At 56.1% G+C, this 12,803-nt stretch carries 10 protein-coding genes; 7 read left to right on the forward strand and 3 right to left on the reverse strand.

Annotation, left to right across the window (positions count from 1 at the left end; translation table 11 throughout):
* Positions 1–14 precede the first annotated feature (14 nt).
* The 3 genes from IVA79_RS15245 (at position 15) to IVA79_RS15255 (ending at position 4,210) form a co-directional block, all read left to right on the forward strand.
* Positions 15–1,487: a hypothetical protein gene (locus IVA79_RS15245; RefSeq protein ID WP_247554011.1), complete on the forward strand. Its 1,473-nt coding sequence runs from the start codon at positions 15–17 to the stop codon at positions 1,485–1,487.
* A 41-nt stretch (positions 1,488–1,528) separates the two neighbouring features.
* Complete coding sequence (locus IVA79_RS15250; RefSeq protein ID WP_247554012.1) at positions 1,529–3,451, forward strand: hypothetical protein; 1,923 nt, start codon at positions 1,529–1,531, stop codon at positions 3,449–3,451.
* Positions 3,452–3,802: 351 nt separating this feature from the next.
* Positions 3,803–4,210, forward strand: coding sequence for a hypothetical protein (locus tag IVA79_RS15255; protein ID WP_247554014.1), 408 nt, complete (start codon positions 3,803–3,805; stop codon positions 4,208–4,210).
* 245 nt (positions 4,211–4,455) lie between these two features.
* Here the strand turns inward: IVA79_RS15255 and IVA79_RS15260 are convergent, their stop codons facing one another.
* Positions 4,456–5,220: a class I SAM-dependent methyltransferase gene (locus IVA79_RS15260; protein ID WP_247554016.1), complete on the reverse strand. Its 765-nt coding sequence runs from the start codon at positions 5,218–5,220 to the stop codon at positions 4,456–4,458.
* A 78-nt stretch (positions 5,221–5,298) separates the two neighbouring features.
* On the reverse strand, positions 5,299–6,669 hold the full coding sequence (locus IVA79_RS15265; RefSeq protein ID WP_247554018.1) for an undecaprenyl-phosphate glucose phosphotransferase: 1,371 nt from the start codon (positions 6,667–6,669) through the stop codon (positions 5,299–5,301).
* A gap of 389 nt (positions 6,670–7,058) precedes the next feature.
* Here IVA79_RS15265 and IVA79_RS15270 point away from each other — a divergent pair, with 389 nt between their 5' ends.
* From IVA79_RS15270 to IVA79_RS15280, 3 genes are all read left to right on the forward strand, one after another.
* Complete coding sequence (locus tag IVA79_RS15270) at positions 7,059–8,051, forward strand: ABC transporter substrate-binding protein (protein WP_247554020.1); 993 nt, start codon at positions 7,059–7,061, stop codon at positions 8,049–8,051.
* A gap of 747 nt (positions 8,052–8,798) precedes the next feature.
* Positions 8,799–9,773 (forward strand): GDP-L-fucose synthase, encoded by a 975-nt coding sequence (locus tag IVA79_RS15275; RefSeq protein ID WP_247554022.1) that lies wholly within the window; start codon positions 8,799–8,801, stop codon positions 9,771–9,773.
* 60 nt (positions 9,774–9,833) lie between these two features.
* Positions 9,834–11,141 (forward strand): WcaI family glycosyltransferase, encoded by a 1,308-nt coding sequence (locus IVA79_RS15280; protein ID WP_247554023.1) that lies wholly within the window; start codon positions 9,834–9,836, stop codon positions 11,139–11,141.
* A gap of 96 nt (positions 11,142–11,237) precedes the next feature.
* On the opposite strand, the gene gmd is transcribed toward IVA79_RS15280, so the two are convergent.
* Positions 11,238–12,329, reverse strand: a complete 1,092-nt coding sequence (gmd, locus tag IVA79_RS15285; RefSeq protein WP_247554024.1) for a GDP-mannose 4,6-dehydratase — start codon at positions 12,327–12,329, stop codon at positions 11,238–11,240.
* 222 nt (positions 12,330–12,551) lie between these two features.
* On the opposite strand from gmd, the gene IVA79_RS15290 reads away from it, so the two are divergent.
* Positions 12,552–12,803, forward strand: a 252-nt coding sequence (locus IVA79_RS15290; RefSeq protein ID WP_247554025.1) for a sugar phosphate nucleotidyltransferase, incomplete at its 3' end; no start/stop codon positions are given.

The following is a 12,803-nucleotide window of genomic DNA, read 5'->3' on the forward strand; positions in this document are numbered from 1 at the left end:
GATCGGAGCTATGCATGTTTCGCGAGCCTGAAATGTTGCTGGTTGGCAGGCCCTCTGCGACCACCGATTTGCTCGATTATCGTTTCCGACGAATTCTTCTTGTCGCTCTATTTCCGTATCCAGTGTTGCTCGCTTTTTCGCTGTTGAGTGGGTGTTCTTGGGAATTCGTAGGACTTCACGCTGCACTGTTTTGTATGGTCGTTGTCTATTTCGCTTTATGCAAAGACCACTCTCTAACCCTCTTTGTCGCGACGCATTCATTTTGGCTCTTCTCTTATTCGCTTTTGATGTACGCGGTGCTGCATCAAGTCCCACCAGACAGATATTTGATCGATCCGATACGGTCCTCGCTGATCACTGTGGTCTATCTATGTGGATGCATCTGCGCGCGTCTATTGTCGGGGCATGTGCCTATTCCCTCCTCAGCTGTGCGTACTCCGGCTTCGAGCCGTGTATCACACGCGCTGTGCTACTTAGGGCTTCTATTTATCCCAGCGCGAGTTGTCTTCGGATCAGAGTCGTTTTGGTATGCTATCTCGGCTGCATTTACGCAGCTGTATTGGCTGGGCCTCTATCTTCGTTTTGAACGAGGACGCTTTCGGTTCGCCGATCCACTCTTGCTTGCCGGTGTTGCGCTTTGTCTCATTGTTTCTGTTGTCGATAACCGTCGAGCGTTGATGTTTGAATTGTGCTTTACATTCGTGCTGATTTATCTCCGGACCTCGATTTATCCGTTTTCGCCTCCACGTATACTCTTGGCTGCAGTTGGTTCTGTTTACTTCGCTCGCTTTTCGGACATCTTTCTCTATGCCAGAATTTTCGTTGGGCGAGAGAGGCCTGCAGAGCTTTTGAATTTCGTGGTTGGAGGTATTTTTTCGGCCTCGTTCCTTCTTGCTCCTCTGGGGACGTCGGATACTTACATTCGTGAGGCTCTAGAGAGTTACGTCAGCCCATATTCCAACTATCGAATCGCGATGTTCGAGGGACGAAGTGGCATTAGTGAGCGTGCAACGCTCTTGCCGCAGATGGACGCAGTAGTGGGGGTCTTGCCGGAGCCGGATACAGTTGATTGGGGCGAAATCTCTAATACGCTTCTCACGCTGCTGCCGTCCTTTGGTCAAGATAAAGATCAGAATTTTGGAGATCGCCTTACATGGCGAACCGGTCTTCGGCCTGCCGGAATTGTTGGTCATCCGCTAATCACCGCGGCGGGTGAGTTCTTTGCTATGGGCGGGTATCTCGTCTTGTTCGCTTTTACGGTCATCAACTTTCTAATCTTCTTCATCGAGCTCAAGCTGCTCATCCGGCTCTTGGGAAGCCAGTCTGTCGCGATCATGTTTGCCTTCAACCAGGCCTTCTACATGATGTTCACTTCGACAGCGATTAGTGCCACAGCTGTTGTGCTGCGACAGATTCCGTTTTTGGTCGTGATCTATCTCGCAACCAAGTTCGTCGTTACTCAAGGCGATCGAGGCCAGGTGCGATGAGATTATTTGTCTTGGTGAGGCGCGCGACCAGGTTGACTGCCTTGGCCGGATGCCTGCTGGTCGTTGGGCCTGAGGTCGGGATAAGCGCAGAGGGCGGGCTTTCAGCTGATGGCGCAGAAGCTGATATCAATGCTCGGGCGCGAATGGTGATCGAATCTAGCCAGCTCAGCGGCGAGCCCCGCAATCATCCAAAGTACAGGACCTACGATTATTTGGGCCGTGCTGCGCACAGCGGGTGCTTAAATCAAGAGGAGTTTAACAAGCTACTCGGCGACTTGGACGAAGCTGCTTGGGGGAGCGGAGACAATAGTGCCCGGATTGAGCAGGTGTTCGCTCTTCCTCCGATAACTCGGTATGCCTTGCAGTTTTCTGCCTGCCTTAGTCAACCCAATATCAATAAGCTAAAGGACGCTCTGCGGTTACCGCGACTCGTGTTGGATCACGGAACGATAAACCATTGGTCGATGAGGGCGAGCTCCATATTTCTCCTGTCTGAGAAATATCCCGATCTTGTTTGGAATGATATTTCGACGGGAAGGCATATTCCTGCGGCCGACATGATTAAGGAGCTGAGACCGTTATTGATTGGCCGTTTTTTTAAGTTCTTCGAAGATGGAAATGCGGAGCAATTTAGCCCCGTCTATCAGGCGATAAATTTTTTCTCGGTGCTAAATCTCGTTGAATTTTCTGCGGATGAGGAGATTAGATCTCTGGCCGAAAAGTCCGCCATAGTGATGCTGGCCACTATGCGCGGGGATTCATTTCACGGTCAGTTCGTACCGCCTCTCACGAGAGCGAACTTTCGCCAACGAAGCGGTCTGAGCACCAAACCTTCGAGTGCTCACGTAGCCATACAGTTTATGCTCTGGTTCTATTTTGGAGAGCCGCGGGTTACGTCAGCTGATTTGAAAGACCGCGTCGAGCCATTCTTTCCGATCATGTTTGCGCTATCCAGGTGGCGTCCGCCGGTGGAGCTGCTGACTATCGGAAAGATAATCCCACCCGCATATGATGTCACAACAATAACTCCGACATTCTCCAAGTGGAATCTTCCAACGAGAGATTACGTCTACGGATCTGCGTATATCACTGATCGCTATGCGATCGGTGTTGGGAATGGTTACGTTAAGCCTGCCGACTACAATGGCTCGAACCAATTCTTTGGCGTCTTCTTGAAGAGCACTGAGCCGGAGAATGCGATCGAGTGCTATCATCCATATTGGTTCAGCAATTCCGGCGAGGACGCTTGGAAGTCAGATAGATCTTCGCCGTTTCAACAGCAGTGGCACCAAGGTCGTCAGGCTGTGATCATTACGGACATTCCCCAAGCAGATCCATGGCCGAAAGACCTCCAGGCCGGGTGGGGGAGGCTTAGGGCGGAACATGCTCTCGATCTGATAAAGGTCCTCAAGTGTCGTATACCCAAGAGTGAAACTGCATTCGTGAGGACGCCTAATTCCATTATGCTCAATTGGCGGGGGACCTTCGTCGGCATCAAAATAGTGGGAGCGAGTTGGTCTTTAGACGAAGCGGCCGCTGATGCTTCTTTGGTGGATTTTCGAGTGCTGAAGGTATTGTCGTCTAGCGCAGCCGTCTACTTTGAACTAGCTACGTCGGATCAGGTTGAGTGGGAAAGCTTTGTCCATCAGTTTCCCTTTCGAAGTGTGACATTTGACCCTCGTGCACGGACCGTAAGATTTGATACAGAGGGCCGCGGGCAGCTGCGAGTGACCTTCGGGCTATCGCCGGCAGATGACGGTTGGATCCGCAGTGTCCCACAGGTCGAACTCGAACGGGCGCCATTGCAGATCTCAACCAAGCTCTGGTTCAATTCGCCCTTTCTAGAGGTGGGAGGAGGGCAATTTTGGCTAAAGACGGCATACGGAGCCATGGAAATCTCGGAGCAGTCAGGTCGCCTTGAGCTCAGTCGCAAATACTGCGGTTCGACCTGTTCTCGTCAGTGACATTTTTTACCTGGATCTGGTCAGTGCGCGATGAGCGCAGCGGCCGGGGATGGGCAAGGTTCACGATCTCTTTGAAGGGATCGGCTTGTGTCTATGTGTTGAGTTGGCGCTGCATATTTTCTCCGAAGGAAGCAGGCAGTAATTGATCGTCTCGGTCGTCCCTTTTTTTGAGAGCTTGACGCGCTAATCACGGAGCCAAGCCTCCGGATCACCGGTAAGGGAGGGCTACGCTTCTGGCGCACGTGCAGACCTCTTGCGGCGCAACCCCGTCGATCCCTCGCGCTCGATAGCGAACAGAAGATCCATGCGCTTGGCCGCGATCGACGCCTTGCTGAGCCGCGGTTATCTCTTATGATGATGGTGATCATGTACGTTGGGCTCATCATGGTGCCGAGCGTATATTGGCACATGGGACTTTCGGTTAGTGTCTCACTTCTGATCGCGAGTATCTGGTTTGACCGAGAGCAGGGACTAGCTCGCTTTCTAGCACGCGCTCCTCTGGTTTGGCTCGGGACGCTGACCTACGCGATATATCTTTTGCAGACATTAGCGATCAACCTTGCTCAAGCGCTCCTGCAGAAGCTTCACGTGCCAGCAAATTTTCTGGCAATCGTTTTGGCGGCCTATGCTGTCTCGGTCCTCGTAGCATGGCTGGCACACGTAGCGATCGAGCAACCTGCAATCGATATTGCCCGGCGGCTTGCCGCCAAGCGAAATATTGGGCAAGGTAGCTTCAATCTCAGCTCGCCCGGATTTTGAAATCTGAGTTAATCACCTTCGTGCTTAGGTTCGGCGGGTTCACCAGGAGCAAAATCAGGCACGCGTGCTGGCGGTCTTCGGCGGTAGCCCTCAGGCCAGTGAGGGACCTACGGCTTCTTGAGATTGTTCCGTCATCCCTGCCAAGACCTCCAGCGGAGATCTCCGGAAAAGAACTCCGACCTTATTGAACGTTCTTGCATCGAACTCACTACCAGTGGCGAGGGGCAGTTGTCGTGGACGAGAACTTAGAGCCGGAGGCCGAGCCTACCTAGAACACGGGCCGCTAGAACCTTGGGCCCTTGACGCAGCATAAGTCGTGCGCTGATGGCTTCCATGGTCGCAATTCCCAGATATTGCCGTGGATGTACAAACGCCAAATTGCAGGAATTTGAAAACATCTGCGAGACCGCTGCGCGCAGCTTAGTGGCCAGTTCCGGCTTACTCCCGATCTTCAGGAATATGAATGTGTTCTGAATGTAAAAAGGAGCCGCCCTGTCGTCTTGCCATAGCGACGGGCGAACGAAATCGATACATTCAAAGCCATGGTCGGCAAATTTAGATATCCAATAGTTCGGCCATTGCTCGTTAATATGTTGGGTGCCTCCCTGCATCGGGATGGCAGCTCCAAAGACAATCGAGTCGGCATGTAACGTCAACGTCTGCACGATCGTATCGGCGAATCTCTCGTCGAGATGCTCCGCGACCTCAAGAGAGAGGGCCAGATCGAACTTACGGTTCAGCGTAAGAGGCTTCGTAAGGTCATGCTTCACAAAATTCTTACTCGGAATGAGCAACTCGCTGTCCTTGACCCAAGGGCCATCAACAGCCACGCAATCGGAAACGCCCAGCTCCATTGCTGTCTTGGTCCAACTACCCGTTCCTGATCCGATCTCAACCCACGATTTTGGCTGCACATATTCAAATATCTTTGGGAGCATTGCTTCGGCGCTCCGCTTTGAAACGTTGGAGATGCCGTCATAATATCCGGTCGAGTAGAACAGATTTTTCATTCGATACTCCACTCGCGAGAGCCAAGCACTTGTCGGTGCGGCTTGCGATTTCTTAGATCCTCAAGAGCTGCCAGATGTTCAATAGGCAGAGTTTTGTAGCAGACCGATGGTCATCGTTTTCAAGATGATCTTGAAGTCGAGCCACAAATCCCAATTATTGATGTACCACAGATCATGCTCCACGCGCTTCTGCATCAGGTCGACCGTGTGGGTTTCTCCGCGATAACCATTAACCTGGGCCCAGCCGGTGATGCCGGGCTTGACGTGGTGGCGGAAGGCGTAGTTGCCGATGATCTGCTCATATTCGGTGTTGTGGGCGGCCGCGTGCGGGCGGGGGCCGACCAGCGACATGTCGCCCTTGAGCACGTTGAGGAGCTGCGGCAGCTCGTCGATCGAGGTCTTGCGCAGCCATTTGCCGATCGACGTGACGCGCGGGTCGTCCTTCTTCGCCTGCACGATGTTCGGGCCGTCCTCGAGCACGCGCATGGTGCGGAACTTGAAGATCTTGAACGCGCGCCCGCCAAAGCCGTGGCGGGTTTGGCGGAAGAACACCGGGCCCTTCGAGGTCAGCTTGATCAGGATCGCGGTCACCAGCATCACGGGCGCGAACACGAAGAGCGCAAGGCTCGCGCCGACGAGGTCCAGCGCGCGCTTGAGCGCGCGTTCGCGCCACGATAGCGGGGCGCGGCGCAGCTCGGCGGTGAAGGTGTTGCCGGTGCCTTGAAGCGGATAGCGCAGGAAGCGCGCCGTGTTGGCGTCCGGCACCAGATGCACCGGGACGGGGAGGATCTTCAGCGCGTCCAGAATGCTGTCGATCGCGTGCTGCCGGCTCCAGTTCATCAAGAGGAAGACGTGCTCGATCCGGTTCTCGCGCGCATAAGCGATCAGCTCCTCGAAGCGCGGTGCCTGCGAAGACAGCAGCAGCGGCGACGCGAGATCCTTGGCGGGGATCTCCATGACCCGCATCAGGCGGTAGCCGTGCTGGCCGAGGTCATCGACCGCGTTGGAGGAGGTGGCAAGTCCGAACTCGGCGATCATGATCGCGCGGCCGTTGGCGAAGGCGCCAGTGCGCTGGGCCCGCGCAGTCCAGCGTGCGACGACCGTTTTCCAGGCGAGAAGGAGAGCGAGGCCGACCAGATAGAACGAGATAGTGGTGCCGCGAGAGAATTCGCCGCTGACCTTCATCGTGAAGGCGATCGCCAGCAGCGCACCGAACAGGCCGGTCCACGTCGTTAGCGTCATCCGGAAGGTACGCGGCAGGTTGGTGATGATCTTGAGGCGGTAGCCCTGTTGCACGGTAGTGAGGAGGATGAAATTAATAGCAATCAGGACGCTCGCCGCCGCGTAGACCTCAGCCTTGCCGACGACGCCCGCGCTCGCCAGGAGATAGCCGACCGCGCAGCCGATCCCGCTGATCACGATCAGCGCCGCATCGACAACAGCCGTCAAACGCTCGACAACCACAGGGCGTAGCCATCTCGGCGCAAAGCCTGTAGATGTTGTTGCGGATTGCGCGACTACGCGAATTTCCGTCTCAGAATCCGGGACGGGGACCGGTCGAGGGGAAATAATTGTCATCCTGCCAAACCCATTGACGTAAAATTCATTATCCAAAGCCGTCGTGCTATCGGTCAAAATCGCTGTTAAAACAAGGCGAAGGAAAAATTAACCTTACCTTGCAAGCTGCATTGTAGCCCATCTCGCCCCGACTGATATGTTGATTTTCACAACCCGTTAGGAAGCTCTCGTTGCCTCGAACCCATTCCCGGCGGCGGAGTCAGCCGATAGGAAAGCGTTACCTCGCCATTGGCCTGGCTGTCTTGGCATTGGTGGGAATCGTGCTTCTCCTCTTTCGCCCCGATGCGGCCCCCATCGGAGTCCCGACGGGCTCCACGGCCGGCGCCGTCAAGCTCCTCTTGGACGGGCCGTATAGCGCACGGTTTGCCGGCGAACTCGCTGCCTCGAGACAGGAATACTTCTCCTCCCGCATTGAGGTGTCGGCCCAGCCCGAACATCCTGACTTTGTCCAGACGATCGCACGTCAACATGCCATCGGCGTGACGAGCGGCCAGAAGTTCCTGCTGGCGACTTGGCGCGGCGTTCCCGTGACGGCGTTTGCAGCAAGCTTCCTCGATACCTCCGTCGCGATTTTCACGCTCGAAAGCACGGGCTTGCGGCGGCCGGCTGATCTGGTCGGAAAACGAATCGGATATCGCAGGGCGAGTGAGGGCGACGTCGTTTTCGATGCCATGATGGCGCAGCTCGGGCTTCCGCGAAGTCAGATCACCAAGGTCCCAGACCGCGACAGCTTCGAAGCTCTGCGGGCCGGTGAGGTGGATGCCATCATCGCCGCAATCGACGAGCAACCGGATCCCTCCAGCTCGACCTTCACCCAGCTGACTGTCATCAAACCGCAAGACTACGGTATCCATGTTCCAGGCTTGGTCTACTTCGCGAGCAATGCTCTCGTCCATGAACAGCCATCCATGATTGCCGACATCCTTCAGGGCCTCATTCGAGGATGGCAATTCACCTACGCTGACTATGCACGGAGCGTGCCCGTTCTTACTGGCGCCGGATCGGCTAGGCTGAACCCTGAGCGGCTCAAATTCGAGCTGCAGCAGCAGCGCCCGCTGGTGCTGCCGACGGGCGGCCGTATCGGCGACTACGACGAAAGCCGCTGGCGGACACTCCGGGATATCCTTCTCTTCGCCAAGCTTGGCGAAGAAGACGTGCCTCTGGCTCAGACCGTCAACTACCAGTTCCTGCGGGATGTGTACCGCCGTTCACCCGACCTTGCTGCCCCGGGCGCCTGGAGCGAGGGAAAATAGGACCTAGAAGCCACACTCGTCGGCCATATCGCCACAAAGCCCCTCCTCAAACCACGGCGTCGGTTGCCTTTTTGCCGCCAGCCTTGGTAAGGTTGGCTTTACTATCTGGGCTGGTTCGCGGTGGTTTTCGGGTCGCGGCCCCTGGTAGGGAGTGGGCCAAATCCGCAGGGGCGAGGAGCTTTTTGGGATGCTTAAAACGTTGATGAGAGCAGGTCTTTTGGCCGCTACCGTTTCCTTCTGCGCAGTGAGCGGGGCAAGCGCGGCGATGCAAATGCCCGCGCCGGCGGCCCTGCTCGCAGGTGAGAGCCAAGCGACGCCTGTTACGTTCTGGGCGCAGCCGTACCCGTATCGCTACGTGCCGTGGCGCCGTTGCCCCATGGTGCGGGTCGAGACGCCCTACGGCTGGTACATGGATCGCGTTTGTGCGCCTGTCGGTCCTGTTCTGCGTCGGGCATATTGAGATTCGGCTGACCGAGCGGCGGCCGCCGTTTTTCGAAGGATATTTCAAGGCAGCCGCACAGCTCATGCGGCTGCCTTGCTCATTTTTGTTTCGCTGTGTGCTGCTCTTTTGGGCGCGCAGCACAGGTTCATCATGAATATCTTTGTCGAGCCGGATGGGCTGTCGCATGGTGAAGATTGTGTTACCAGTTCGGCGGGGCTGCATTGCAGCATGATTGCATAGTGCGCCGGTAGTCGGATCTCGCGAGAGCGTTGTGATCCGGCCAAACGGATGCTGTAGAGGATACGATGACAGGGGTTTCAACCTACGATCTTACGGGCAAACGTGTCTTTGTCGCGGGGCACCGCGGCATGGTCGGATCAGCGGTCGTCCGAAGGCTTGCATCCGAGAATTGCACCGTGCTGGTTACCGATCGGCGCGAGTTGGATCTCACAAAGGAAGAGGCCACGCTGAGATGGCTCGAGGCCAATCGGCCGGAGGTCGTGGTTCACGCCGCTGCAAAGGTTGGGGGTATCGCAGCCAACAACAATTTCCCCGTCGACTTTCTCTGCGATAACCTTGCGGTGGAATTGAATGTCATCCGCGCAAGCCACACGATTGGCGTGCGGCGCCTGTTGTTCCTAGGCTCGTCCTGTATCTATCCCAAGCACGCCAAGCAGCCGATCCCCGAAAGCGAATTGCTGACGGGGCCGCTCGAGCCAACCAACGAATGGTATGCAATCGCGAAGATTGCCGGCCTCAAGATGTGCCAGGCGTATCGTCGGCAATATGGCGATGATTTCATCTCAGTAATGCCGACCAACCTCTACGGTCGTGGCGACAACTATCATCCGGACCATAGTCATGTACCGGCCGCGCTGATCAGGCGCTTCCACGAAGCCAAGATTGCCAACGCGCCCTCCGTCTCCGTGTGGGGCACCGGCACGCCGCTTCGCGAATTTCTCAACGTCGAGGATTTTGCGGATGCCTGCGTTTTCCTCCTGAAGAATTATTCCAGCGACCTGCCGATAAACGTCGGCAGTGGTGATGAGTTGTCGATTGCCGACTTCGCGGCGGCCGTGGCGAACGTCGTGGGCTACGAAGGCAAGTTTATTTTCGATGCGTCCAAGCCGGATGGAACGCCGCGCAAGCTGCTCGATAGCTCGAGAGTTCGCGAGCTCGGGTGGCGGCCGAACGTCGCTCTGCAGGCTGGCCTCGCAGCCGCCTACGCGGATTTTTTGGAAGGCTACGGACGTCATCTGGAAGTCAGCGCAACGCGCTGAGTAGACAACTTAGATTGCAAGAAACTTTTTTATTCTGAATTTTGGGTTGGGCGGGGCTTTATGCGTGTTCTCTTGATCGGCATCAACTATGCCCCCGATCTGATCGGGGTAGCGAAATACAACGCCGAACTCTGCGAGAGCTTGGCCGCCGAAGGGCATGAAGTTAAAGTCATTACGGCGCCTCCCTATTATCCGACCTGGAAGATACCCCCGGCGTTCAAATCATCGTACTTCAGATCGAGAGATATCGACGGCGTTCGAGTAAGACGTACGCCGATTTATGTGCCCGGAAATCCCTCGGGTGCAAAACGGCTGGTCCATCACGCTTCATTCGCGCTCACGAGCGCCGCGCCGGTCCTGTTTGAGGCGCTGACCTGGCGGCCCGACGTTATGATCGCTGTGGCGCCATCGCTGATGTCAGCTGCCTTCGTCTCGTTCGTCGCTCGTCGCGTCGGTGCCAAATCATGGCTTCATGTGCAGGATTTCGAGGTGGACGCGGCATTCGATCTTGGTCTGCTGCGCAATCCTTCTCTGCGGAAATGGATGCTGAGAGCCGAAGCGACGATCCTCAAATCGTTCGACCACGTTTCAAGCATCTCCCTAGCAATGGTGGAACGGTTGAGAATCAAGGGCCTGGCTCCTGACAAAACAGCCGAGGTAAGAAACTGGATTGATACCAACGCGATCTGCCCGGGTTCGCGAGCAACCAAATACCGTCAGGAGCTGAAGCTGGGCGGGGGCCATATCGTTGCACTCTACTCCGGAACGATGTCCAACAAGCAAGGTCTTGAGCTCGTGATCGAGGCCGCGATTGGGTTAGAGAAAAGCCATCCACATATCCACTTCATCCTTGCAGGCGAGGGGCCTCATAAAATGAGGCTCGAGCAGCTCGCAGCCGGACATGGCAATATCCATTTTCTAGGGCTTCAGCCCAACGATAGCTTCAATGAATTGATGGCCACGGCCGATTTTCATCTGATTCCGCAGAAAGCGGCAGCTGCCGATCTAGTGTTGCCCTCGAAACTGGGCGCGATCTTCGCATCGGCTCGGCCGGTCATTGCGATGGCTGAAGAAGGAACGGGGCTCGCGGCGGAAGTCACGAACGCAGGCCTTGTCATTCCGCCCGGAGACTCGTCCGCGCTTGAGATAGCAATTTGCCAGCTCAGTGAAGAGCGGGCCCTCCGTGAGCACTACGGCGAAGAAGGAAGAAGGCGGGCCCTTGATCGTTGGGACCGGCAAACGATCGTGCGCCGTTGGTCGGAAGCCATGACAGGGCAGGGCAATACGACAGGGCAGAAGAACACTGGGCTGAAAAACGCTACCGGCAATATTGGGCTTCCGGTGGAGGATGCCGTTCGGTTGCCCTGAGGCATCCGATCTCAATTGAATGCGGTGACGTCGAAAATGAGCGCTGCGATGAGCACTCATTTGCTTGGCTCGCTAGCCTTGCCGGCTCTGCAAGGACTACTCGTGGCGCGGGAAATATCTGAAGCCGTGCTGCTTGATCAGCTCATCTCGCTTCGCAGATTCGAGATCTTCCTTCATCATTTCGCGCACGAGGCTTTCGAACGAAGTCTGCGGTTGCCAGCCAAGCTTTTCCTTCGCCTTCGACGGATCGCCAAGCAAGGTCGCCACTTCGGTCGGGCGGAAATAGCGCGGATCGACTGACACCACACATTTTCCATTTGCGACGTTGTAGCCCTTCTCGTCGACGCCGGACCTTTCCCACCGGATCTTCATGCCGACTTCGCTCGCCGCCACGTCAACGAAGTCTCGTACCGAGTGCTGAACGCCGGTTGCGATGACGAAATCTTCCGGATTTTCTTGTTGCAGCATGAGCCACTGCATCTCGACGTAATCGCGCGCATGTCCCCAATCTCGCAATGCATCGAGATTGCCGAGATATAGCCGCTCCTGGAGGCCCAAGTGAATCCGCGCCAAGGCTCGCGTGATCTTTCGGGTTACGAAGGTTTCGCCGCGGACCGGAGATTCGTGGTTAAAGAGGATGCCGTTGCAGGCATACATCCCGTAGGCTTCGCGGTAATTGACCGTGATCCAATATGCATAGAGCTTGGCGACAGCGTACGGAGAACGCGGGTAGAAAGGCGTAGTCTCCTTTTGCGGGATCTCCTGGACCAGGCCGTACAGTTCGGATGTGGAGGCCTGGTAGAACCGGGTCGTCTTTTCCAATCCAACGATCCGCATGGCCTCGAGAATTCGAAGGGTGCCGAGGCCGTCGGAGTTGGCCGTATACTCGGGTTCCTCGAATGAGACGGCCACGTGACTCTGAGCCGCGAGATTGTAGATTTCGTCGGGCTGCACCTGGCCGACAATGCGTATCAGGCTCGAAGAGTCCGTGAGGTCGCCATAGTGCAGGCGGAACGCTGGATTCGGCTCGTGAGGGTCGAGGTAGAGATGATCGATACGATCGGTATTGAACAGAGAAGTTCGGCGCTTGATGCCGTGGACTTCGTATCCTTTTCCCAGAAGCAATTCAGCGAGATAGGCGCCGTCCTGGCCCGTCACGCCAGTAATAAGTGCACGTTTCTTTGTCATAATGATCTCTAGGTTCGGTAGACCGTTCGTACTCGAAAACGGAGGGAATAGGGAGGTGGGGTGGATGAAAAAAGCAAGCTTAGATTAACGGCTTTTGGGGTCGCGGAATAGGCAATGGATTGCATTGCTAAGGTTATTGCGAGTTTGGTGTCCCTTCCGTCGATTTGTCGCCTATAGCTGGTCCATCCTCTATTGAGCTGGAATTGATACGGAGCTTTAGATTTGGACAAACGCATAATCCCCCTGATCATGTGCGGCGGTGCCGGCGTGCGGCTGTGGCCGGCTTCACGCGAGGTGCGGCCCAAGCAGTTCCTGCCGCTGTTCGGCACGCGCTCGACCTTCCAGGACACGCTGCTGCGCGTGTCCGATCCCCAGCTGTTCGACCGGCCGATCGTCATCACCAATGCGTCCTATCGCTTCATGGTGCTGGAGCAGCTCGCCGAGATCGGCATCGAGGCCGACGTGATCCTCGAG

The sequence above is a fragment of the Bradyrhizobium sp. 138 genome (assembly GCF_023074075.1).
GTDB lineage: Bacteria > Pseudomonadota > Alphaproteobacteria > Rhizobiales > Xanthobacteraceae > Bradyrhizobium.

Coding starts and splice junctions, on each gene's coding strand:
- IVA79_RS15245 (WP_247554011.1), top strand. CDS start 15: ATGTTTCGCGAGCCTGAAATGTTGCTGGTTGGCAGGCCCTCTGCGACC.
- IVA79_RS15255 (WP_247554014.1), top strand. CDS start 3,803: ATGATGATGGTGATCATGTACGTTGGGCTCATCATGGTGCCGAGCGTA.
- IVA79_RS15260 (WP_247554016.1), bottom strand. CDS start 5,220: ATGAAAAATCTGTTCTACTCGACCGGATATTATGACGGCATCTCCAAC.
- IVA79_RS15275 (WP_247554022.1), top strand. CDS start 8,799: ATGACAGGGGTTTCAACCTACGATCTTACGGGCAAACGTGTCTTTGTC.
- IVA79_RS15280 (WP_247554023.1), top strand. CDS start 9,834: ATGCGTGTTCTCTTGATCGGCATCAACTATGCCCCCGATCTGATCGGG.
- gmd (WP_247554024.1), bottom strand. CDS start 12,329: ATGACAAAGAAACGTGCACTTATTACTGGCGTGACGGGCCAGGACGGC.